Source organism: Brevundimonas sp. FV2ps16 (assembly GCF_058681075.1).
The window spans coordinates 2109157-2130398 of the sequence record NZ_CM178728.1 but is presented as its reverse complement, the minus strand read 5'-3'; the positions used below and the strand labels follow the sequence as shown (position 1 = coordinate 2130398).

The following is a 21242-nucleotide window of genomic DNA, read 5'->3' as shown; positions in this document are numbered from 1 at the left end:
GCGTCCCATAGGCGGTCAATGTAATGGAACGTTCCCAATCCCCTGCCGAGAAGACCGCGAGCATGACGCCAGGCCTGCAAAAACCTTCGCAAAGCAATGCTATACGCGAGGTTCTCGTGGTTGGGGGCGGCACGGCGGGTTGGATGGCGGCCGCCGCGCTCAGCCGGTTATCGCCACGAGTTCGCGTCCGTCTGATCGAGTCGGAAGAGATCGGAACCGTCGGTGTTGGCGAGGCCACCATTCCCCCGATCGCCACATTCAACGCGATGCTCGGCATCGACGAGAACGACTTTCTCAGGGCGACGCAAGGCACGTTCAAGCTGGGCATCGAGTTCGTCGACTGGGGGACGCTCGGCGACAGATACATCCACCCGTTCGGCGCCTTTGGCGTGGATCTGGAGGGAGTAGGCTTCCACCACTACTGGCTCGCTCAGCGGGAGGCCGGCGACGAGACGCCGCTTGCGGACTATTGCCTGGCGGCGACAGCCGCGCGGCTCAATCGATTCACGCCCGGATCGACCGATCCCCGCACCGTCCTATCCAGCCTCAAGCACGCCTATCATTTCGACGCCGGTCTGTACGCCGCCTATTTGCGCCGCTACGCCGAACCTCGCGGGGTGGAAAGGCTTGAGGGTCGAGTCGAGGGCGTCGAGCTCCGCCCGGGCGACGGCTTCGTGCGCGCGGTTCATCTTGCGGATGGACGGAGGCTGGAGGCGGACCTCTTCATCGATTGCACCGGGTTCCGGGGCCTGTTGATCGAAGATGCGCTCGGCGCCGGCTATGAGGACTGGAGCAGTTGGCTGCCCTGCGATCGCGCCTTGGCCGTTCCCTCGGCCAACACCGATCCGCTAACACCCTATACTCGGGCCACGGCCGATGAAGCCGGTTGGCGCTGGCGCATTCCGCTGCAGCACCGGACCGGCAACGGCCACGTCTACGCCTCCAGCTTTACGACCGACGCCGCAGCAGAAGCCGCCTTGCTCAACGGCCTTGACGGTCCGGCCTTGGGCGAAGTTCGGCCCTTGCGCTTCGTCACGGGCCGGCGGCGCAGTCAGTGGATCGGCAACTGCGTCGCCCTGGGCCTGTCCTCGGGCTTTCTCGAGCCACTGGAATCGACGAGCATCCACCTTATTCAGAGCGGCATATCGCGGCTGATGCGTCTTTTCCCCGATGCGGGGTTCGATCCCCGGCTGCGCGACGAGTACAATCGCCAATCCCGGCTGCAGTTCGAGCAGATTCGGGACTTCATCATCCTGCACTACAAGGCCACCCAGCGGTCGGACACCGCCTTCTGGCGTCATGTGGCCGGCATGGATATCCCTGACTCGCTGGCGCGACGGATCGACCTGTTCCTGTCGGGTGGCCGCGTTTTCAAGGAGGGCGACGAGCTGTTCAGCGAGGCCAGCTGGATCGCGGTCCTTGTGGGGCAGAACATCCACCCGGTAGGCCATGACCCGTTGGCGGACGCCCTGCCGGCCTCCGTCGTCCGACAACAGTTGGCGGGCCTTCGCGCCATTATCCGCAAGACGGCGGAGGCGATGCCGACCCACTCGGCCTACATCGCCCGCCACTGCGCGACCTAAACCGCCGGGCAGCTCGCGTCGCCCTCATTCGACATCAGACGAATTTCCGACACGGAAAGGGTTAGGGCGCCGTCCGTGGCGATCTGGAACGGCGTGTCCACCGCCGACAGGTCGGCGCCGGCGTCTCGGAAGCAGGACAGGCGGATCTTCACCGTTCGCCACTCCCCGGTCGAGGCTTCCGTGAACAGACGCGTCACATCGACCGACGCTTGACCGAAGGCCAGACCGACCACGCCTGTCGGCGCCGCGTCGACCTTGTAGCGGAAGCCCAGAGCCATCTCGCCATTGGCGTGACGGGTCACGTCGATCGGCGTGCCCCAGATTTTCGCACTGGCTGGACCGAGTCCGGCGAAGGTGAACTGCTGACCGCTCTCCTGCGCCAGATCATCGACGGGGCGAACCGAGACGCCGCCGCGCGGGCTCGCCGCCGTGCGCGCCAAACCCGGCTTATGCTGACCGCCGGCGTCGTCGAGCATGAGCGCCCACGGCGCGACATAGCGGCCGTCCACGAAATAGCGATCGATGCTGCCGACGGCGCCGAGGATTCCGCTCTCTTCCGACAGCGGGCCCACACGCCCGCCCTGAGCATAAGTCAGGCCGTAACCGTAGGCGAACTGGGGATCATAGCCCGGCTGCCCGACGTTCAGCGGTTCGCCCTTGGCGTTCTTGGGCCAGCTGAACGACAGCTTGCCATTGAAGTCGGTGCGAGGCTTGCCCGCAGCGTCGCCGATCAGGACGTCGGCCACGCCGCCGCCTTCCGTGCCCGGCAGCCAGGCGGCGACAAAGGCGTCAGAGGCGTTGATCTCAGGATTGGTCCACATCGGACGGCCGGACAGGAAGACCGACACGGTCGGAATCCCAGCAGCCTTGAGGCGCTTCAGCGTTTCCAGCGGCTCGGTCGGCAGGAAGTCCAGCGTATCGACGTCGCCCTGAAACTCGGCATAGGGAGTCTCGCCGAAGACGACGATGGCGACATCGGGCTTTTGCGTGAAGGTGCCGTCAGGGCTGAGCGTCGCCTGACCGCCGCCGGCGGCGACCGCCTCTTGAATGCCGCCCCAGATCGACTGGCCGTTGGGGAAGTCGGCGTTGGTGTTGCCCGTCCCCTGCCAGGTCAGGGTCCAGCCGCCCGAAGCCTGGCCGATGTCGTCGGCGTGGCCGGCGACCAGGACCCGCGCGCCGGATCTGATCGGCAGGACTGAGCCTTCGTTCTTCAGCAGGACCAGCGACTTGCGCACCGCCTCGCGCGCAATGGCGCGGTGGGCCGGAGAGCCCAGCTCGTTCAGTCGGCCCTCAACCGGCCGGCGATCGACGAACAGGCCGGTCTTGACCTTGACCCGCAGAATCCGGCGCACCGCCTCATCCAGTCGCGCCATTGGAATCTCGCCCGACCGCACCTGGGCCAGGGTGTTCTGATAGAGCGGCTTCCAGCTGTCGGGCGCCATGAACATGTCGATCCCGGCATTGAAGGCCAGGGCGCAGCTTTCGTTCGAACAGCCCGGCAATTGCCCATGGGCGTTCCAGTCGGACACGACAAAACCGTCAAAGCCCAGGGGCCCACGGAGCACGTCGGTCAGGATGGTCTCATTGCCGGAGTGTTTGACGCCATTCCAGCTGGAGAAGCTGGCCATGATCGAAAGCACGCCTGCGTCGATCGCCTGGGGATAGCCGGACAGGTGGGTGTCGATCAGTTCCTGTTCAGTCCCCAGGAAGTCGCCCTGGTCCTTGCCTTCTGCGGTGCCGCCGTCGGCAAGGAAATGTTTGGCCGATCCGGCGATATGGCCCGCAACCAGTGGCCCGTCCGTCGATAGCTCGCCCTGAAGCCCAAGGGTCATGGGTGCGGCGTAGGCCCGCTGAACCTCGGGATTCTCCGAATAACCTTCGTAGGCGCGTCCCCAGCGGTCGTCGCGCGGCACAGCCAGGGTCGGACCGAAGGTCCAGTCCGCGCCGGTCACGGCGACTTCCAGCGCCGTCGCCGCGCCGATGCGCCGAATCAGATCCGGATCGCGCGCTGCGCCCAGGCCAATATTGTGAGGGAAGATCGTCGCGCCCACGACATTGTTGTGCCCGTGAACGGCGTCGATGCCGTAGATCAGCGGGACGACGGTTCCTCTGCGACGGGCGTTGGCGACCCTGAACTCGCGCGCCAGATCGACCCAGGCCTGGGCGTTTGATCGCTCGTCTCCGCCAGGAGAGGAGTTGCCGCCAGCCAGGATCGACCCCAGCGGATAGGTCAGCAGGTCCTCGGGCTTGATCGAGGCGATGTCTGCCTGGATCGTCTGACCGACCTTCTCTTCCACGGTCATCTTCGCCATCAGTTCGGTGACGAAGGCCTCGGTCGCGGCGTCCGTCATCGCCGCCGGAGAGGAGGCATGGGGCCACAGCTCCGGGTGAGCCTGAGCGTTCTGGACGACCTCGTCAGAGGCTTGGGTCGGCGTTCGAGCCTCAGCCGGCATCGGGACGCCGGCTAACATGGGAACCGCCAGGATGAGAGAGAGGAAGGAAACGGCATTGCGCATGGCGGATTCCACGGAAGACAAGGCGACCCGTCATCCAAGACGCGATGCCGAAGATGAGGCGGGCTGAGCTGAGGGCCCGAAGGGTGTCGTCTCTCGAGAAACTTCGTCCCCCTAGCATGAAGCCTAGGCAAATTGACAGCGCTGTCAACCGGCAAGGGGTCAGGGCGTGACCGCTCCAGTCGAATTCCGCACGACCAGAACATAGGGCGCCAGCAGGCACCCGCCCGGCGAAAGGGGGGCAGGCGCGTCCTTGTCCTGATGACCGGGGATGAGACGCCGGGCGGCCAGAGCGGCCATTTCGGTCACAGGCTGGCGGATCGTCGTCAGCGAGGGCGTGGCGAACATCGCCCCCGGCGTATCGTCAAAACCTGCGATCGAGAGATCCTGCGGCGTGCGCAACCCGCGCGCTGCGGCGCCTTGAAGCACACCCAAGGCCGTATCGTCGTTGCTTGCGAAAACGGCGGTCAGCGGCAGATTCCGAACAAGAAAGCCAGCGATCGCAGCCAGGCCGGACTGGAAGGTGAAGTCGCCCTGGGCGACGCTTCCTTCCATAATCGGCAGACCATGATCGGCCATGGCGTTTCTAAATCCTTCGAGACGCCTTTGGCTGGCGGCGTAGGCGATCGGCCCTGTCACGAACCCGATCCGACGGTGACCCAGCTCAATCAGGTGTTTGGTCATGTCGAAAGCGGCCTGGCGCTCATCCATCGCCACGCAGACGCCCTGGCTCAGGTTGCGCTCAGGACCGATCCGCGCATAGGCGATCCCCGCCTTCTCCAGCGTGTCGAGAACGATGGGGTGATCGGAATTGGGGGGCGTGAGAATGACGCCCCGCGGACGAACGGAGGCCAAAAGCGCCGACAGATCGCGCCGAAGATTGGGTGACGCGTGGTCGATCAGTTCGACCATCAGATGGTGGTCGGCTCGCCGAACCTCCATCAAAACGCCCATCTCCAGCCGGCTGAGGTAGTCGTTTCCTCGCCCGCTGCGCCAGTGTTCGATCGTCAGTTGAGCGTCCACCAAGGCGGCGATGATCGACGAGGTCGCTCCGGCCAAGCCGCGCGCGGACATGTTGCGCCGGTATCCCAGGCTCTCGACAGCCGCCAGCACGCGCTCACGCAATGCGGCGCTGACATTGGCCTCGCCGTTCAGCACCCTTGATACCGACTTGATGGACGCGCCGGAAGCGGCCGCCACATCATAGATCGTCGCACCCGACATTGTTTCCCCCGACCTGCCGACAACCGCCGCCGGGCGAGGCGTCGATCCAGCAAACCCTCCTAGTCCGCGCCGCGTGCTGTCCGCAAGCATGGGTCGCAGGCCCTCTCGCCCCCGGATCCCCCTTCAAGCCCCCCGCAGGGGCTTAAGGGCCGAAATCAGAACGGCGCCGGCGCCGAAACAGAGCGCCGCGCCCAGAAACAGAGCGCGCGTCTCCCCGCCGCTCTGTTGAACCACAACCGCAATGACCGGCGCCAGGGCCTGAGGAAGAGCGACTGTCAGATTGATCAGTCCCATGTCCTTGCCCTGACCCCGCCGGTCGGGGAGAGCATCCGCCATCAGTCCCATCTCCACCGCCCCATAGGCCCCCTGGCCGATGCCGTAGATCAAGAAACATGCGACCACGAAGCCCCACTGCTCGGAAAGGGCTGCGCCCCCTGTCGCGCCGCACAGCAACACCGCCCCCACCAGGGCGGCGAACTTTCTTGATTTCAAACGGCCTCCTAGGACGGCCACGACGCCGGCGACGACAAATACGCCGCCCAGAGCGACGGAGGTGAGAATGGAGTGAGATAGCTCGGCGCTGCGATTCTCGGCGCGGAACGCCTCGGCGACGAAATAGAGGAGGTAGGCGCTGACCAGTGCGTACCCTGTCGAAAGCGAAAGCCGCCCCCCCCAAACCAGCGAGAAATTCCGTGATTTAAAAGGCGCCAGAAAACCCGTGAACTCCGGGCGGTCACGCCCCGGCGCGGGGACGGGGGCCTCGCCGATTGGCTCCGGAAACAACAAGACGAAGGGCAGCACGACCCCCAACAGGATCAGGGACAGCAGAATGAGCCGTCCATTTTCCGTCGCCGGCCCCAGCGCCATCAGCCCCGAGCCGACAGCCACGGCCAGGGGATAGCAGATCCCCAGGAGCGCGGACATGGTCGTGCGCTGCGCCAGGCCCACTCTTTCGGCGAACAGGGCGAGCATCGGCGCCATCATCATGTTGAACGCCACCTGGAAGGCCATGACCGCCAAGGTCAGCTGCAGGGGCGACCGCGACTGGGCGATTCCGACATAGGCCACGACCATCAGCAGGGCGCCGGCCGCCAACCATGGCCGCCGACGTCCAAATCGCGATCGGGTTCGATCGCTCAGCGCGCCGACAGCGACATTTGAGATCGCGGCTGTCGCCGCCCCCCAGAACATCGCCTGGCTCAGAATTCTTGTCTTGTCGGCTGGATCGATGCGTCCTGCGTGAAGCGGCACGATGATCTGCAGCACAGGCGTGAGGGCGACGAATGCGGCGACAAAGACCAGCACATAGCTGGCCAGGAAATAGATCTGCCGCTGTCCGAACGGTCCGGTCTCTGCCTGACTCATCCCTCCCCTCCCCCAATAATCGCGACCCTGGGCCAAAAAGACCTTGTCGAAACAGGCTTCTCATGTCGCGTAGCAGTAAAGACAGCGCTATCGGCAATCTGTTTGCCCACCTACGCTCGACGTATCCCGTCCGATGTCAACGGGGGGATGCCGTCAGTCTGCCGCCAACTTGTCTCCACTGAAGGTCGCAGTAGAGGGCTGACAGGAGACGACATTCTTGAAGCCGCTTTCGTTCAAACGCCACGGCCTCACGGCAGAGGTGATCAGCAATGCTGTCTGACTCTACTTCCGTTTAAGTCTCAGCCTGCACGATCACGACTGACGGCCTCGCGTCATATGGCGCCGCTCTTCGAGTGCTGAACCTCACCCGGGTTCACCGCCCAGGCCGCCCAAAGAGAACAGCCGGGTCGGGAACGCACATGTCCCATCCTACGACGAGAGCGGCAGCAGCAGGGCTTCAAGCCCAAGCCTACGCCCAACGTTTACTCACAACCGACGCCGCTATCTACAATCCCTTCAACGTCCAGCGTCATCTGATCTGTCAAACGCGCCTTCGCCGTTTCCACGCCGAGCCTGATGCCGCCTAGGCGGCGGCGACCGCCCCAATCGAACTTGGCTGGGGCGATTGCGACTTGGCGCCGTTACCCTGACAGCGCCGGAAATGCACCGGAATGTAGGGGGTATTTCCCTGCTCTCGCGGACTTGCCGTTTAGCGGAGGACGGGGTGGCGGAGACGGAGGGATTCGAACCCTCGGTACCCCTTACAGGGTACGACGATTTAGCAAACCGTTGCCTTCAGCCACTCGGCCACGTCTCCAGCGAAGGGCTCGATAGCCGAGCATGATGCGTCGTGCAATCCGCTTCGAACCAAAGACCTGTTGTTAACGCGACATAGAGGCGGGCTGTGCACTATTGCGGCTCTTCCAGACCACGGATCGCCATGCCTGACTGCGCCTCTTCCCTCGCCCCCGCGACCATGATCGACGGGGCGGCGCCCGGCCTCGCCGGACGCGCCGGGCGGGGCCCGTTCCGGCCGGAGGTCTGGCTGAACGCCCGCCAGCGGTCGAGCGTGCGCTTGGCGGTCTATTATTTCCGCGCCGCCGACGTGGCGGTCGCCGCAGGCCTGGGCCTCGCGGCCCTGTGGGCGCTGGGCGATCTGGATCCCCGGACCCTGACCCTGGGCGCCGTCATCCCCCTGGCCGTGGGCGCGGTCGCGGTTCTGGCCCTTCTACGCGGCCTGGGCCTGTATCGATTCGGCCCGAACCCGGCGCCCCTGATCCATCTGGCCTGCGTAGTTCTGGCCGGCGGGCTGGCGACCGGTGCGGCAGCGGGCCTGGGCTTCGCGCTTGGTCAAGGTCTGGGCCCCGTGATTCCCTGGGGCGTGGGGACGACCCTGGTTCTGATCGCCCTACACGGCCTGTGGCTGACGCTGGTGGCGCGCTGGCGTCGTCAGGGGGCCCTGTCGCCCAATATCGTCATCGTCGGCGCCACCCGTAACGCCGAGGCCCTGATCGAGCGGGCGCTGGAGCGGCGTGACCTCAATGTGCTGGGCGTGTTCGACGACCGTCTGGCCCGCTCGCCCGATAGCCTGGCCGGGGTGCCCGTGCTCGGGGCCGCCGAGGCCCTGCTGACCCACCGGATGCTGCCCTATGTCGACCGGATCGTCCTGGCCATCGACGCCGAGGCCGGGCCGCGGGTGCGCGAACTGACGCGCCGGCTCGAGACCCTGCCCAATCCTCTGACTATTCTCGTCGATTCCGAGACCGGGCGGGATGCGGTCCTGACCCGGCTGGCCGCCGCTCCCCTGGCCCAGATCGGCGGCGGAGCCAGCGCCGACGCCCGCGCCTTCGTCAAACGGCTGCAGGACATCGTCATCGGCGCCCTGGCCCTGATCGCCGCCGCCCCGGTCATGGCCTTGATCGCCCTGGCCATCCGCCTGGACAGCCCGGGCCCGATCTTCTTCCGCCAGCGTCGCCACGGCTTCAACCAGGAGGCCATTGTGGTGTGGAAATTCCGCTCGATGCGCCACGCCGCCGCCGACGCCACCGCCAGCCGCCAGATCACCGCCGACGACGACCGCGTCACCCGCGTCGGCCGCTTCATCCGCGCCACCAGCCTGGACGAGCTGCCCCAGATCTTCAACGTCCTGACCGGCGAGATGTCCCTGGTCGGTCCCCGCCCCCACGCCATCGGCATGAAGACGGGCGAGACCGAGTCCGCGCTTCTGGTCGCCGAATACGCCCATCGTCACCGCATCAAGCCCGGCATGACCGGCTGGGCTGCGATCAAGGGCTCTCGCGGCCCGGTCCACACCGAGGCCGAGGTGCGCCGCCGGGTCGAGCTGGACGTAGACTATATCCAGCGCCAGTCCTTCTGGCTGGACCTGTGGATCATCCTGATCACCGTGCCCGTCCTGCTGGGCGACCGGGCCGCCGTCAGGTGAGCGAGACGCGCATGTTCTGGCGCGGCGTCTGGGGCTATCTGCCGGCCCAGATCGTCCAGGGCGTGGTCGGTTTCCTGACCATCGTCGTCTTCACCCGCCTGCTCAGCCCCGAGGATTTCGGCCACTACGCCCTGGCCTTCTCCGTCACCAGCCTGGCCCATACGGTCAGCTTCAGCTGGCTGGAGGCCTCTATGGCCCGCTTCTGGGCGGCCGAGCGCACGCCGGGCGGCCTGGCGACCCATTTCGCCAGCCTGTACCGGACGTCTTTCGCCGTCATCGCCGTCTTCGTGCCGCTGGCCGCCCTGGTGGTCTGGCTCCTGCCCCTGACCCCGGCCTTCAAGCTGGCGGTCGGCTTTGGTTTAGCCGGGGCGCCGATCCGCAACCTGGCCAAGCTGGCGCAGGAGCGGTATCGCGCGGCCGGCGAAGTGTCCAAGGCCGCCTCGGTGGACATGGGCGTCGCCGTGCTGGGCTTTCTGGTCGGGGCCGGTTTCGCCCTGGCCGGCGCCGGCGCATCCTCGCCCATGCTGGGGCTGATGATCGCCCCCCTGTTCGCCCTGCCCTTCATCCTGCCGGGCGAGCTGCGCCAGTCGGCGGGCGGAACCGTGGATCGCGCCCGGCTGAAAGCCTACGCCGCCTACGGCTATCCGATCGCGGCCTCGCTGACCCTGGCCCTGATTCTAGCCTCGACCGACCGCTTCCTGCTTGCCGCCTTCATGGATGCGGCGGCGGTCGGCGCCTATCACGCCAGCTACAGCCTGGCGAACCGCACCCTGGACGTGATGTTCATCTGGCTGGGGGCGGCCGGCGCCCCGGCCATGGTCATGGCGCTGGAGCGCGGCGGCCGCGAAGCCCTGCGCCAGACGGCCCTGGAACAGGGCTCGACCCTGATCCTGATCGGCTTGCCCGCCGCCGTCGGCCTGTCCCTGGTCGCCCGCCCTCTGGCCGAGCTGATGATCGGCCCCGAGTTGCGCGTCGCCGCCGCCCTGGTCACGCCCTGGATCGCGGCCTCGGCCTTCATGTCCGGCCTGATCGCTTATTATTTCGGCTTCGGCTTCACCCTGGGCAAGAAGACCGGCCTGCTGCTGGTCACCATGGCCATTCCGGCCCTGGCCAACATCCTGCTGAACCTGGTCCTGATCCCCCGGTTGGGCGTGCTGGGCGCCGCCGTCGCCACGGCCCTCAGCTTCGCCATAGGCCTGGTCGCCTGCCTGTTGATCAGCCGCCGCGCCATCGCCCTGCCCATCCCGTGGGAGGCCCTGATCCGTTGCGGCGTCGCCTCGACCGGCATGGCCCTGGTGGTCTGGCGCCTTCCGCCGCTGGGCGGTTTCGTCGAACTGATGCTGGACGCGAGCGTCGGCGGACTGGTCTATGCGGCCCTGGCGCTGACGCTCAACGCCGCCGGGGTGCGCGACGTGCTGAACCGATTGATCCAGGCCCGACGGGGAGCCCCGGCATGAGCGGCTCCCGCGCCGATATTCACGACAACCCCGGCTGGGCCGCCGCCCGGCCCGAACTGTCGGTCCTGATCCCCTTCCTGCGCGACGATCCCGAACCCCTGCTGCGCCGGCTGGATACCGAAGGCCCCGCCCTGGCCGGCCGGGTCGAGCTGATCCTGCTGGACGACGGCACCGGCGACGCCGCCCTGACCGCCCGGCTGAAGACCACGCTGGACGCCCTGGCCCTGCCTGCCCGCCTCGTCACCCTGTGCGCCAACGAAGGCCGGGCGCGGGGGCGCAACCGACTGACCATCGCCGCCCGCGCCGGCTCCTGGCTGTTCCTCGACAGCGACATGAAGCCGGACAGCCCGCGCTTCCTCCAGACCTGGGTCGATCTGATCGCGCGCGACGATCCGGCCGTGGCCTTCGGCGGCTTCTCGCTGAAACAGGCGCCGCGCGACCGTCGCTTCGCCGTCCACCGCGCTTTGTCCGGCGCCAGCGAATGCGTCCGCGCCGCCCAGCGCGCCAGGACGCCCGAGAAATACGTCTACACCTCCAACCTGCTGGTCCGGCGCGACGTCTTCGCCGTCGAATCCTTCGACCCCGGCTTCACCGGCTGGGGGTGGGAGGATGTGGAATGGGCCATGCGGGTCGCCCGCCAGTTTCAGGTGGTCCACATCGACAACCCGGCCACCCACATGGGCCTCGACACCGTGCCGGACCTGGCGCGCAAGTTTGACCAGGGCGCCGCCAACTTCGCCCGCGTCGTCGCCCTGCACCCGGCCATCGTCCAGACCTACCCCAGCTACAAGGCCGCCCGCGCCCTGAAACGCCTGCCGTCCCTGCCCCTGATCCGTCGCATGGCCCGGGGCGCCGCCCTGTCGCCCCTGTTGCCGACCCGCACCCGCGCCTTCGCCCTGCGCCTGTACCGCGCGGCCGTCTATGCGGATGCGATCTGATGCGGGACGTCGCCGTCTTGATCCCGACCCTGCGTCGCCCGGCCATGCTGGAGCGGGCCCTGCGTTCGGTCTTCGCCCAAGTCGGGTCGCTGGACCGGATCGCCGCCGTGGTCGTCGCGGACAATGACCCCGATGGTTCAGCCGCCGCCCTGATCGACCGTCTGCGGGCCGAGGCGCCGGTGCCCCTGACCTATGCCCATGCCCCCGTCCCCGGCGTCGCCACGGCCCGCAACATCGGCATGGCCGCCACCGACGCCCCCTTGATCGCCTTTCTCGACGACGACGAGGCCGCCTCCCCCGGCTGGCTGGCCGCCCTGTTGCAGGCTCAGGTTCAAACCGGCGCCGATGTCCTGTTCGGCCCCATCCGAGGCCGCGTGCCCGACGGCACGGGCTGGACCACCGCCTATCTGGAACGGTTCTTCGGCCGCGACGGCCCGACCCAGACCGGCCTGACCGACCAGATCCACGGCTGCGGCAACAGTCTGATGGTCCGCGCCACGGCCCTGCCCTGCCCCGCGCCGTTCGACGCCGCCATGGACCAGACCGGCGGCGAGGACGACCGCCTGTTCACCGCCCTGCAAGCGCGCGGCGGCCGGTTCGGCTGGGCCGCCGACGCCTGGGTGGACGAGTTCGCGCCCCCCGATCGCGCCACCCTGAACTACGCTCTGCTGCGCGCCTTCGCCTATGGCCAGAGCCCCAGCCAGATGGCCGCCGCCCGCCGCGACTGGCCCGCCGTGGCCCGCTGGATGCTGATCGGCGCCGCCCAGGCCGCCGTCTGGGGTCTCGCCTCCCTGACCCTCGCCCTGCTCCGCCGCCCCGCCCGCGCCGAAACCCTGGACCGCGCGGCGCGCGGCCTGGGCAAGCTGTTCTGGACCAAGGGGTTCGAGCCGAAACTCTATGGCGCGGCCATGTTGCGAAGGCGCGCCTAGCCCGCCAGCCGGCTCAGGAACTTGGGCGGCTTGTAGGTCGAGCGGTTCATGACCACCCCGGCGATGCGGCCGCCGACGGCCTCGATCTCGTCGCGCAGGATCACCGGTCCGCTCGCGGTCGCGCCGCCGGCCGCGACCACCAGAACCGTCATGTCCACGAAGGGCGCCAGGATGATCGCCATGTCGTTGCGGTCGGCGGCCGGGCTGTCGATGACGATGGTGTCGGCGTGCGGCCGCAGGGCGTCCCAATAACCGGCCTCGCCGATCGCCTCGACCCGGTGGCCAGAGCGCAGGGCCTCCATGTGGAAGCGCGTGATCCACAACCGGCCGCCCAGGCAGGGTCGCGCAGTCAGCAGGCGCGCGGGTGGGATCGGCTTGCCATCCCGTCCCGTCGGCGCCGGCGTGACGGCGAAGAAGCTGGAGCCGTCGGGCGAGGCCTGGGCCGGTTTGCCCAGTTGGCCGAACCGGTCCGGTTCGGCGGCGATGGCTTCGAGCTGCCCCTGCTGGGCCAGGTCCCCGTCCACCAGCCAGACCGGCTTGCGCGCGCGGACAGCGGCCAGGCGCGCGAACTCCCGCGCCACGGTCGAGACGCCTTCTCCGGTCGTGGCGGCGGCGAACTGGATCACGCGGGCGCGGTGCGCCGGCGCCGGACCCAGCGCCGCCCACAGGCCCGCCATTTCGGACGTCAGATCGACCATCGAATCGCCACGCGCTCCATCGGCTCAGCCTAACACGGGCATGAGGCTAGTGCGCCTTCGCCGGAGCCACGGCCAGGACCGGCATATCCAGCGTCCGCCGCACCGAGTCCGGCGTTGCAAAGCCGCGCCGCGAGAAGATCCGCAGCAGGCCGATGCACAGGGCGGTGAAGGCGGCGAACAGGAAGACCGCCGCCAGGGCCGGCGCCTTCAGGCTCTTGCCGGTCGAGGGGGGCTGGGCGCGTTCGATGACGGTGACATTGTCGGCGCCGGCGGCGACCAGGGCGTTGTCCGCCCGGCTCTGGCTCTCGCGCTGCTGGAACTCGCGAATATTGGCGGTCAGGACTTCGCGATTGCCGGCCAGGGTCGCGTTTTCGGACTCCAGCGCCGTCAGCCGGGCCTGCCGCGACCGAATGTCCGTTAACTGACGATCTAGCGCCGAGAGCCTCGCCGCAAGGGCGTCGCGGTCGGCCTGGGTGTTGATCCGGTTGGTCTCCAGCTCGGTCCAGACAGGGTTCGGCCCGGTGCGGACCTCCTTGGCCCCCACCGCCGTACCTGTGCCCACATAGGCCTGCAGCTGGGCGATCCGCGCCTCGATGTCCCTCACCGGCTGGGCGTCCGGCTGATAGCGCGACAGCAGCTGCTCGCGCTCGGTCCGCAGTTGCAGCACCTGATCCTGGGCCGAGATGTTCAGGTCCTGCTGAAGCGCCACCTCCGCCGGGGTCGCCGCCTGCTGCGCCACCAGGGTGTTCAGCCTCTGGCTGGTCTGGTTCAGCTGGCTCTGGGTCGATAGCCGGTCGGTGAAGACCGTCTGATAGACGGCCGCCAGCGTGGTCTTGGCCGCTGTGAAGTCGCCGATGTCGTTGCTGGTCAGGAACTGCTCATAGGCCTGATCCGCCGCGCTCAGATCGCCTTCGAACGCCAGTCTCTGGGTGGCAATGGCCGGGGTCTTGTCCTGAAACACCTCGCGGCGATAGGCGAGGTATTGCTCGATCACCGTGTTCAGCACCCGCGCCGCCCGTTCGGGATCGTCGGCCTCGTAGCTCAGGCGGATGACCGCGCTGCCGGGCGCCGTGCCGACGCCCAGGCTTCCGCCGACCAGCTTGCGCGCCGCCGCCTCGGCCTGCGCCTTCGATCCCGTCGGCGTCTTGCCCAGGATCGCCGCCGGCCCCAGGGCCTCGACCACCCGCTGGCGCACCTGCCCCGAACTCAGGATCGCCGCTTCGGAACTGGCGACCTCGTCACCCTGCGGCGCCTGCCCCCGCTCCGCCGTGCCGACACGCGGCTGATAAACATACTCCTGGCCCACGCCCGCAAACACCGCGCCCTGGGCCGTGTAGGTCTTCTTCAGCGTGAACACCGCCGCGGCGCCCAGCGCGAAGATGACCAGGAAGACGACGATCATCAGCAGCAGTTCGCGGAACAGCAGGCCGACGACATCCAGCACGCCGTAACGCGGTCGGGTCGTGACATAGGCCGTCGAACGCATGGGCGGGCGAATCCAGGAAACTCTTGGTCCGTTTCACCTTTCGCCCACCGGCGTTAACCATCGGTTACCCATAAGGCGCGAGGTTGCGATCAACCTGTTCTCGTCGGACCAAACCGATTCCATGACGCCAGATCGCCGACTGTTCCTGCTGGCCCTCGGGTCGGCCGCCGCGACCCTGGCCGCTTGCGGCGGGGGCAACGCCGCCCGCATGCCGCGCCCTGGTTCTCGCACCGACAGGGTCCAGACTGCCGGCCGTGACGACTTCCCCACGATCCCGTTCGCCGACTGGACCGACGAAGAGCCGGAATATCTGCTCTATCCCGGCGACGAGATCGAGGTGGCCATGCCTACCGCCGCCGAACTGACCCGCACCCTGAAGGTCGGTCCCGACGGCCGCGTGGCCCTGCCGCTGATCGGCCAGATCATGGCGGCGGACCGCACCTTGCCGGAGTTGGAGCAGGAGGCCTCATCAGCCTACGCCGCGCAACTGGTGCGTCCGGTCGTTGAAGTAACCTTGAGGCAGGCCGGCCCGATCCGCGTCTGGATTGACGGCGAGGTGCGAACCCCAGGCGTCATCGAAATGACCGGCGACCTGGACGCCTATCAGGCCGTCGTCCAGGCGGGCGGCTTCCTGCCCTCGGGCAAACCGGATCGCGTCGCCCTGATCCGGCGCGGCCCTGGCGGGTCGCGCATGATGCGGGTGGTCGATCTACGCCCAGGTCGCGGCGAGGTCGTGGCCTTGCGTCGCGGCGACATCATCTTCGTACCGCGTTCGACGCTCGGCGAACTCGCCGCCTTCTTCACCCAGGTGCGCGCCGCCATGCCGATCGGCTTCAGCTATTCGATCAACGGATCGAACGGCAACGGCTACGCCACCTTCTAAGGTTCAGGTCAGGCGGCCAGCCGCACCACGCCCATGTCGATGTACCGGCGCGCCGCCTTCTGCGCCTCGGCGATCTCTTCGCGTTCCATCTCCAGGCTCATCTCGCGGCGATAGACGCGCGCTTCGATCGAGCCCTTCATGGCGGCCAGGTTGAAGATCATGTGGGCCGAAACCCGGTCCATTGGGCAACCGCCCGATCCGGCCGAATACATCATGCCCAGCTTGAACAGGTCGTCGCCCGACATGTCGGTCGTCGGCAGAGGCAGGCCTTCGGTGTCCGAGGCGGCCTGCAGGTCGTGCGCCATTTCTTGCGCGTTCATCACCGTATCTCCTGAACGGGCGCCGTTCTGGGCCCGTCTCTGATACCGCATCAAATACCGCCGGTTTGAAGTTAAAGTTAACAGCGAAAGCCATCGCCAAACTTTTCAGTAAAGCAGAAATGAATACTCCTCTAGCTATTCAGAAGTCTGAAATCTGTTGGAAATCTCTTGTTTACGCCTTCGGTGCCCTTTGACCGAACAGAACCGCCCTCGCCGCCTCCGCATCCTTGCCCGATCCGCCCGCATTCCCGCGTCGTTCTTCCAGCAGGGCGCGCCCGATCTTGACCGCCGGCCGCGCCCCGACACGCTCGATCCAGGCCGCCAAGTTCGGGAAGTCGGCCAGCGTCTGCCCTTGCAACGTCGGCAGCATCCAGGGCCAGGCCGCCATGTCGGCGATGGAGTAGTCGCCGGCCAGATACTCACGGTCCCGCAGGCGACGGTCCATGACGCCATACAAGCGGTGGGTCTCGTTCGTATAGCGCCGCACGCCGTAGGCGATCTGACGCTGATCACGGATCATGGCCGGCGCATACTGGCGGAAGTGGTGCGTCTGACCCGCCATCGGCCCCAGTCCGCCGACCTGCCAGAATAGCCATTGATCGACCTCGACCCGAGCGCGCACTCCGGTCGGATAGAACCTCCCCGACTTGTTCCCAAGATACTGAAGGATCGCGCCGGACTCGAAGATGGAGATCGGCTCGCCGTCGGGTCCGTCAGGATCGACGATGGCCGGCATACGACCATTGGGACTAATGGCCTGAAAGGCGGGCTCGAACTGCTCGCCGGCGCCGATGTTCACCGGCTTGACCTCATAGGCGAGACCCATTTCCTCGAGCGCGATTGAGACCTTCCACCCGTTCGGCGTGGGCCAATACCAGAGCTGAATCGGTGCGGTCATGCGGCGGCCTCCTCTAGGTGAAGACCGACATTTGGGCCTGTGCGCCCGCTACCGCAACGCAGGTTTCAATCCTGACACGATCGTTCAGGAGGCGTTCAGGCGAGAAACCTGAGCTTGAGCGTCATTAACGGGCCAGTTCGTCGTTTCCGTCGGCGGCCCAGAATGGAGCAAGCAGATGAACCGCCTCACCAAGGCCGCCGTCGTCGCCATCGCCCTGTCCACCACGGCCGTCCCCATGCTGGCCGAGGCGCAGAACCGCGACCGCCGGGAATACCGCCAGGATCGCCGCGACGACCGGCGTGACTATCGCAACGAACGTCGGGACGACCGTCGCGACTGGCGTCAAGGCGACTACAACAATCGCCAGGACTATCGTCAGGACCGCCGTGACGACCGCCGCGACTATCGCGACGAGCGCAGGGATGACCGACGTGACTATCGTAACGACCGTTGGGACCGGAACAATCGCGACTGGTGGCGCGGGCGGCCTGACTTCCGCGGCTACAACGGCCCTCGTTCTGGCTACTGGTACGCCCCTAGCTACGGCTACTATCGGGTTGAGCCGCGCTACTCCGCCTATCGCTGGAGAACCGGCGGGTATCTGCCGGCCCAGTACCGCAGCTACTATGTCAGCGACCCCTACTTCTACAATCTGCGGCCGGCGCCGCGCGGCTACCGCTATGTCCATGCGGGCAGCGACATTGTGCTGATCGCGGTCGCCACCGGCCTGATCGCAAGCGTCCTGTCCAACGTCTATTGAGGACGCTGAGTCGTTGAACCGGAAAGCCCCGCGACACCCGCTCGCGGGGCGTTTCACAGGCAAGTTTCGATACGAGACCTTGTTCAGTTCGGGTTCATCGACGCGGCGCGATCATCCTCTTAAGCCGCCGGAGAACCGGCGTGCAGGAACAAAAAGACCATGAAACGCCTCCTGATGGCTTTCACCGCCGTCGCCGCCGTCGCAGGGCCGCTCGCCACCCCAATCCAAGCTCTCGCTCAGGACGATCAGCCCCGTCGCGAACAGCGCGACGCCGACCGCCCCCAACGCCCGCAGATCTCACGCGGAGAACGCCCGGCTCCGAACCGGCCGAACGCGTCCAGACCGGAAACCTCACCGCCCGAGCGTCCGCAGAACAGCGCCCCACGACCCGAGCGGCCAAGGACGGAAGACCGCCCCTCACGACCAGATCGCCCGTCCAACGGAGAAGGCAGACCTGATCGTCCCGCCGGCGGCGACCGCCCTTCCCGTCCTGACCGCCCTGAGGGCGGTTGGAACCGACCGGACAGGCCCGGAGACAGCGCTGGGCGTCCGAACAGGCCAGACCGCCCCACCAATGGCGGACGGCCCGATCGCCCGGGCGACAATGTCGGCCGTCCAGACCGACCGGATCGGCCCGGCAATGGCGGCAGGCCCGACAGACCGGGTGGCGACTCAAGCCGCCCAGACCGTCCTGGCAGCGGCTGGAACCGTCCGGATCGGCCGAACGACAACTGGAACCGCCCGGGTCGCCCAGATCGTCCCGGCTCGGGCTGGAACCAGAACCGCGACCGGCACGATGACTTCCGTCGCCGCTTCAACAGCGACCAATGGCGGCGCGACTTCTATCGCAATCACCGGTCCGATTGGTGGCGGAACGACCGGCGCTTCCACGGCTACAGCGGTGTGCGCGTCGGCTTCTATTTCGCGCCGGGGTGGGGCTACTACAGCGTGCCGCGCTCCTATTGGGGTCGCTATTGGTCCGTTGGGAACTATCTGCCGGACGTCTTCTGGCGCTACCGACTGGACGACTGGCGTACCTATGGTCTCGGCTATCCGCCCGAAGGCACGCGCTGGGTGCTGGTCGACAATACGATCTATCTGATCGACGAGTACGACGGCTATATCATCGACGTCATTCGGGACGCCTGGCGCTGGTAGACCCGCAAAGATCGAAGGCCCGGAGAGCGATCTCCGGGCCTTCACACTATCTGCCGAGGGCCTTGGGTTTTACAAACCCAGCTTGGCCTTCAGGATGTCGTTGACGGCGGCCGGATTGGCCTTGCCGCCGGTGGCCTTCATGACCTGACCGACGAACCAGCCCAGGGCCTGGGGCTTCTCGGCGACCGCGGCCGCCTTGTCCGGGTTGGCGGCGATGATGTCGTCGATGGCCTTCTCGATGGCGCCGGTGTCGGTCACCTGTTTCAGGCCGTGCTTCTCGACCACCTCGGCCGGCGATCCCTCGCCGTTCCAGACATGGTCGAAGACCTCCTTGGCGATCTTGGAGGAGATGACGTTCGTCTCGATCAGCTCGACCAGCTGGGCCACATGGGCGGCCGGCAGCGGGTTCTCGCCGAAGTCCTTGCCGTCGGCGGCCAGACGCGCCGAGACCTCGTTGGTGACCCAGTTGGACACCAGCTTGGCGTCGCGCCCCTTCGCGGCGGCCTCGAAATAGTCCGCCTTGGCCTGTTCCGAGATCAGGACGATGGCGTCGTACTGGGACAGGCCGTACTCGCTCATCAGCCGCTTGCGCTTCTCGTCCGGCAGCTCAGGCAGGGAGGCCTTGATCTCGGCGATCCAGGCCTCTTCCAGGTCCAGCGGCAGCAGGTCGGGATCGGGGAAGTAGCGATAGTCCTGCGCCTCTTCCTTGGACCGCATCGAGCGCGTCTCGCCGGCCGTCGGGTCGTACAGGCGCGTCTCCTGAGTGATCGATCCGCCGTCCTCCAGAATCTCGATCTGGCGGCGCGCCTCGTACTGGATCGCCTGGGAGATGAAGCGGAACGAGTTGACGTTCTTGATCTCGCAGCGCGTGCCCAGGAAGCTGAAATCGCCGCTGGCCTTGAACTTCTCGTAGTTGCCCGCGCGGCAGACCGACACGTTCACGTCGGCGCGCAGATTGCCCTTCTCCATGTCGCCGTCGCAGGTGCCCAGATAGATCAGGATGGTCCGGATCTTCTTGACGTAGGCGACCGCCTCTTCCGGCGTGCGCAGGTCGGGGCGCGAGACGATCTCCATCAGGGCGGTGCCGGCCCGGTTCAGGTCGACGTAGCTCTCGGTCGGCGACAGGTCGTGGATCAGCTTGCCCGCATCCTGTTCCAGGTGCAGGCGCTCAATGCCGACGTTGAAGAAGCTGCCGTCCTCGGCCTCCACCTCGACCACGCCTTCACCGACGATCGGATAATAGAGCTGGCTGATCTGATAGCCGGTCGGCAGGTCGGGATAGAAGTAGTTCTTGCGGTCGAACTGGCTGCGCTTGTTGATCTGCGCGCGCAGGCCCAGGCCGGTCTTCACCGCCTGTTCGACGCAGTGCTTGTTCAGCGTCGGCAGCATGCCGGGGAAGCCGGCGTCCACCAGGGACACCTGTTCGTTCGGCCCCGCGCCGAAGCCGACGGCGGCGCCGGAGAAGAGCTTGGCCTTGGAGGCCACCTGGGCGTGGATCTCCAGCCCCATGACGATTTCCCAATCGCCGGTGCGGCCCTTGATGGTTTTCGAGTTCGGAACAGTGTCGGTCATGGGGTCGTCCTAGCGCCGTCGGCGGCGGCGAGAAAGAGGCTGTCTTGAGGGTGTCGCGAAATCGCGCTCAACATCGGTCGCCTCAATGGAGAATCCCATGTCCAAGACCCTGTTCGCCGCTGCTGCGGCCTCCCTGCTTCTGGTCGGCGCCGCCTCGGCCCAGACCGCCCCGGCTCCGGCGCAAGATCACGCCCATGACGAACATCATGCCCAGCGTCCGACCATCGAAAGCCCGATCGAGGCCCTGGTGAACGATCCGGCGACCAAGGCGGTGCTGGAGAAGCACCTGCCCGGCATGGACAAGCATCCCGCCTATGGCCAGTTCAAAGCGATGACCCTTCGGCAGGTCGCCCCCTACTCCCAGGGAGCCATCACCGACGAGAAGATCGCGGCCATCGACGCCGATCTGAAGGCGCTTCCGGCGGCCTGATGAAATGAAGGGTCGGCGGAAACGCCGGCCCTTCCCTCTCCTTCGAGGAGAGGGAAGGGCCCGATCACCTTAGCGCTAGTCGCGCGCCGCGACTTCCTGAGAAAACGCTTCCCAAAGATCGACGTCAAAATAGGAATCCATACCGCCGAAGGCAGTGGAAACCTTCGGATCGCCCATCAAATCGCCCATGGCGACCTTACCGAAGACTTCGAAACTGCTCTTCAGCGCCGTCTCACCTTCATACTTCAAGGCATTCGAGGATTGCTCACGGCAATCTGTGAGAATGAGGCGCTGAACAATTTTTGCCGCTTCTTCGGTCATGGAGGCGCGTTGTTCAGGCGTGACCGTTGAAAGGGGCGCAACCTCGTCATGCGCTGACATCGCTCCAAACATCCACCGGATGAAGCTGATACGATCAGACGCGCTTGTCGAGCTGACTACGCAGCGCGTCAGATCGTCCGCATAGACGCCTGCCGAGGCCGAGCCCCCTTGGGCTGTAAGGGCAAGAACCCCCGCGATAACTGCAAGCTTCTTCATGGCTCGATCCCCCCAAAAATTAAACCAGCTAGCCCCTCTGACCTCAAT

At 66.7% G+C, this 21242-nt stretch carries 18 protein-coding genes and 1 tRNA gene; 9 read left to right on the top strand and 10 right to left on the bottom strand.

Annotated features, from left to right (window positions below; all coding sequences use genetic code 11):
* The first annotated feature begins 143 nt into the window (after nucleotides 1–143).
* A complete protein-coding gene (locus ACW170_RS10325; protein ID WP_492086605.1) occupies nucleotides 144–1583 on the top strand; it encodes a tryptophan halogenase family protein in 1440 nt (479 codons plus the stop codon).
* Here the strand turns inward: ACW170_RS10325 and ACW170_RS10320 are convergent.
* The 4 genes from ACW170_RS10320 to ACW170_RS10305 all read right to left on the bottom strand — a co-directional run bounded on the left by ACW170_RS10320 (nucleotide 1580) and on the right by ACW170_RS10305 (nucleotide 7502).
* The gene (locus ACW170_RS10320) at nucleotides 1580–4099 is read right to left on the bottom strand and encodes a glycoside hydrolase family 3 protein (RefSeq protein WP_492086604.1); all 2520 of its coding nucleotides are present in this window, start codon (nucleotides 4097–4099) and stop codon (nucleotides 1580–1582) included. The two genes, ACW170_RS10325 and ACW170_RS10320, sit on opposite strands and share 4 nt — an antisense overlap.
* A 159-nt stretch (nucleotides 4100–4258) precedes the next feature.
* Entirely contained in the window at nucleotides 4259–5320 is a 1062-nt protein-coding gene (locus tag ACW170_RS10315; RefSeq protein ID WP_492086603.1) for a LacI family DNA-binding transcriptional regulator, read from the bottom strand.
* Between the two features lie 123 nt (nucleotides 5321–5443).
* Nucleotides 5444–6685: an MFS transporter gene (locus ACW170_RS10310; RefSeq protein WP_492086602.1), complete on the bottom strand. Its 1242-nt coding sequence runs from the start codon at nucleotides 6683–6685 to the stop codon at nucleotides 5444–5446.
* Between the two features lie 725 nt (nucleotides 6686–7410).
* A tRNA-Ser gene (locus ACW170_RS10305) sits at nucleotides 7411–7502 on the bottom strand.
* Nucleotides 7503–7625: 123 nt separating this feature from the next.
* Between ACW170_RS10305 and ACW170_RS10300 the strand changes: the two genes are divergently transcribed.
* The 4 genes from ACW170_RS10300 to ACW170_RS10285 are packed head-to-tail and all read left to right on the top strand — an operon-like array spanning nucleotide 7626 to nucleotide 12452.
* Nucleotides 7626–9128, top strand: a complete 1503-nt coding sequence (locus tag ACW170_RS10300; RefSeq protein WP_492086601.1) for an exopolysaccharide biosynthesis polyprenyl glycosylphosphotransferase — start codon at nucleotides 7626–7628, stop codon at nucleotides 9126–9128.
* A gap of 11 nt (nucleotides 9129–9139) precedes the next feature.
* Nucleotides 9140–10585 (top strand): lipopolysaccharide biosynthesis protein, encoded by a 1446-nt coding sequence (locus tag ACW170_RS10295; protein ID WP_492089167.1) that lies wholly within the window; start codon nucleotides 9140–9142, stop codon nucleotides 10583–10585.
* A complete protein-coding gene (locus ACW170_RS10290) occupies nucleotides 10582–11523 on the top strand; it encodes a glycosyltransferase family 2 protein (protein WP_492086600.1) in 942 nt (313 codons plus the stop codon). Before ACW170_RS10295 ends, ACW170_RS10290 begins: the two co-directional genes overlap by 4 nt.
* The gene (locus ACW170_RS10285; protein ID WP_492086599.1) at nucleotides 11523–12452 is read left to right on the top strand and encodes a glycosyltransferase family 2 protein; all 930 of its coding nucleotides are present in this window, start codon (nucleotides 11523–11525) and stop codon (nucleotides 12450–12452) included. Before ACW170_RS10290 ends, ACW170_RS10285 begins: the two co-directional genes overlap by 1 nt.
* Here the strand turns inward: ACW170_RS10285 and ACW170_RS10280 are convergent.
* The gene (locus ACW170_RS10280) at nucleotides 12449–13150 is read right to left on the bottom strand and encodes a P-loop NTPase family protein (protein WP_008261560.1); all 702 of its coding nucleotides are present in this window, start codon (nucleotides 13148–13150) and stop codon (nucleotides 12449–12451) included. The genes ACW170_RS10285 and ACW170_RS10280 overlap by 4 nt on opposite strands.
* A gap of 46 nt (nucleotides 13151–13196) precedes the next feature.
* Complete coding sequence (locus tag ACW170_RS10275; RefSeq protein WP_492086598.1) at nucleotides 13197–14636, bottom strand: GumC family protein; 1440 nt, start codon at nucleotides 14634–14636, stop codon at nucleotides 13197–13199.
* Between the two features lie 121 nt (nucleotides 14637–14757).
* Between ACW170_RS10275 and ACW170_RS10270 the strand changes: the two genes are divergently transcribed.
* A complete protein-coding gene (locus tag ACW170_RS10270) occupies nucleotides 14758–15519 on the top strand; it encodes a polysaccharide biosynthesis/export family protein (protein ID WP_492086597.1) in 762 nt (253 codons plus the stop codon).
* Between the two features lie 8 nt (nucleotides 15520–15527).
* Here ACW170_RS10270 and ACW170_RS10265 read toward each other — a convergent pair whose 3' ends face one another.
* Both ACW170_RS10265 and ACW170_RS10260 read right to left on the bottom strand, forming a co-directional pair.
* Nucleotides 15528–15839 carry a sel1 repeat family protein gene (locus tag ACW170_RS10265; protein WP_492086596.1) on the bottom strand — a complete coding sequence of 104 codons (312 nt, stop codon included), beginning with the start codon at nucleotides 15837–15839 and terminating at the stop codon, nucleotides 15528–15530.
* 172 nt (nucleotides 15840–16011) lie between these two features.
* A complete protein-coding gene (locus ACW170_RS10260; protein ID WP_492086595.1) occupies nucleotides 16012–16737 on the bottom strand; it encodes a glutathione S-transferase N-terminal domain-containing protein in 726 nt (241 codons plus the stop codon).
* Nucleotides 16738–16912: 175 nt separating this feature from the next.
* On the opposite strand from ACW170_RS10260, the gene ACW170_RS10255 reads away from it, so the two are divergent.
* Both ACW170_RS10255 and ACW170_RS10250 read left to right on the top strand, forming a co-directional pair.
* Nucleotides 16913–17497 (top strand): RcnB family protein, encoded by a 585-nt coding sequence (locus ACW170_RS10255; protein ID WP_492086594.1) that lies wholly within the window; start codon nucleotides 16913–16915, stop codon nucleotides 17495–17497.
* 903 nt (nucleotides 17498–18400) lie between these two features.
* Entirely contained in the window at nucleotides 18401–18655 is a 255-nt protein-coding gene (locus ACW170_RS10250) for an RcnB family protein (protein ID WP_492086593.1), read from the top strand.
* Nucleotides 18656–18724: 69 nt separating this feature from the next.
* Here the strand turns inward: ACW170_RS10250 and gatB are convergent, their stop codons facing one another.
* Nucleotides 18725–20227, bottom strand: coding sequence for an Asp-tRNA(Asn)/Glu-tRNA(Gln) amidotransferase subunit GatB (gatB, locus tag ACW170_RS10245; protein WP_492086592.1), 1503 nt, complete (start codon nucleotides 20225–20227; stop codon nucleotides 18725–18727).
* Nucleotides 20228–20324: 97 nt separating this feature from the next.
* On the opposite strand from gatB, the gene ACW170_RS10240 reads away from it, so the two are divergent.
* Nucleotides 20325–20657, top strand: coding sequence for a hypothetical protein (locus ACW170_RS10240; RefSeq protein ID WP_492086591.1), 333 nt, complete (start codon nucleotides 20325–20327; stop codon nucleotides 20655–20657).
* A gap of 75 nt (nucleotides 20658–20732) precedes the next feature.
* On the opposite strand, the gene ACW170_RS10235 is transcribed toward ACW170_RS10240, so the two are convergent.
* On the bottom strand, nucleotides 20733–21194 hold the full coding sequence (locus ACW170_RS10235; RefSeq protein WP_492086590.1) for a hypothetical protein: 462 nt from the start codon (nucleotides 21192–21194) through the stop codon (nucleotides 20733–20735).
* Nucleotides 21195–21242 lie beyond the last annotated feature (48 nt).

Coding starts and splice junctions, on each gene's coding strand:
- ACW170_RS10325 (WP_492086605.1), top strand. CDS start 144: ATGGCGGCCGCCGCGCTCAGCCGGTTATCGCCACGAGTTCGCGTCCGT.
- ACW170_RS10320 (WP_492086604.1), bottom strand. CDS start 4,099: ATGCGCAATGCCGTTTCCTTCCTCTCTCTCATCCTGGCGGTTCCCATG.
- ACW170_RS10315 (WP_492086603.1), bottom strand. CDS start 5,320: ATGTCGGGTGCGACGATCTATGATGTGGCGGCCGCTTCCGGCGCGTCC.
- ACW170_RS10310 (WP_492086602.1), bottom strand. CDS start 6,685: ATGAGTCAGGCAGAGACCGGACCGTTCGGACAGCGGCAGATCTATTTC.
- ACW170_RS10300 (WP_492086601.1), top strand. CDS start 7,626: ATGCCTGACTGCGCCTCTTCCCTCGCCCCCGCGACCATGATCGACGGG.
- ACW170_RS10295 (WP_492089167.1), top strand. CDS start 9,140: ATGTTCTGGCGCGGCGTCTGGGGCTATCTGCCGGCCCAGATCGTCCAG.
- ACW170_RS10290 (WP_492086600.1), top strand. CDS start 10,582: ATGAGCGGCTCCCGCGCCGATATTCACGACAACCCCGGCTGGGCCGCC.
- ACW170_RS10285 (WP_492086599.1), top strand. CDS start 11,523: ATGCGGGACGTCGCCGTCTTGATCCCGACCCTGCGTCGCCCGGCCATG.
- ACW170_RS10280 (WP_008261560.1), bottom strand. CDS start 13,150: ATGGTCGATCTGACGTCCGAAATGGCGGGCCTGTGGGCGGCGCTGGGT.
- ACW170_RS10275 (WP_492086598.1), bottom strand. CDS start 14,636: ATGCGTTCGACGGCCTATGTCACGACCCGACCGCGTTACGGCGTGCTG.
- ACW170_RS10270 (WP_492086597.1), top strand. CDS start 14,758: ATGACGCCAGATCGCCGACTGTTCCTGCTGGCCCTCGGGTCGGCCGCC.
- ACW170_RS10265 (WP_492086596.1), bottom strand. CDS start 15,839: ATGAACGCGCAAGAAATGGCGCACGACCTGCAGGCCGCCTCGGACACC.
- ACW170_RS10260 (WP_492086595.1), bottom strand. CDS start 16,737: ATGACCGCACCGATTCAGCTCTGGTATTGGCCCACGCCGAACGGGTGG.
- ACW170_RS10255 (WP_492086594.1), top strand. CDS start 16,913: ATGAACCGCCTCACCAAGGCCGCCGTCGTCGCCATCGCCCTGTCCACC.
- gatB (WP_492086592.1), bottom strand. CDS start 20,227: ATGACCGACACTGTTCCGAACTCGAAAACCATCAAGGGCCGCACCGGC.
- ACW170_RS10240 (WP_492086591.1), top strand. CDS start 20,325: ATGTCCAAGACCCTGTTCGCCGCTGCTGCGGCCTCCCTGCTTCTGGTC.
- ACW170_RS10235 (WP_492086590.1), bottom strand. CDS start 21,194: ATGAAGAAGCTTGCAGTTATCGCGGGGGTTCTTGCCCTTACAGCCCAA.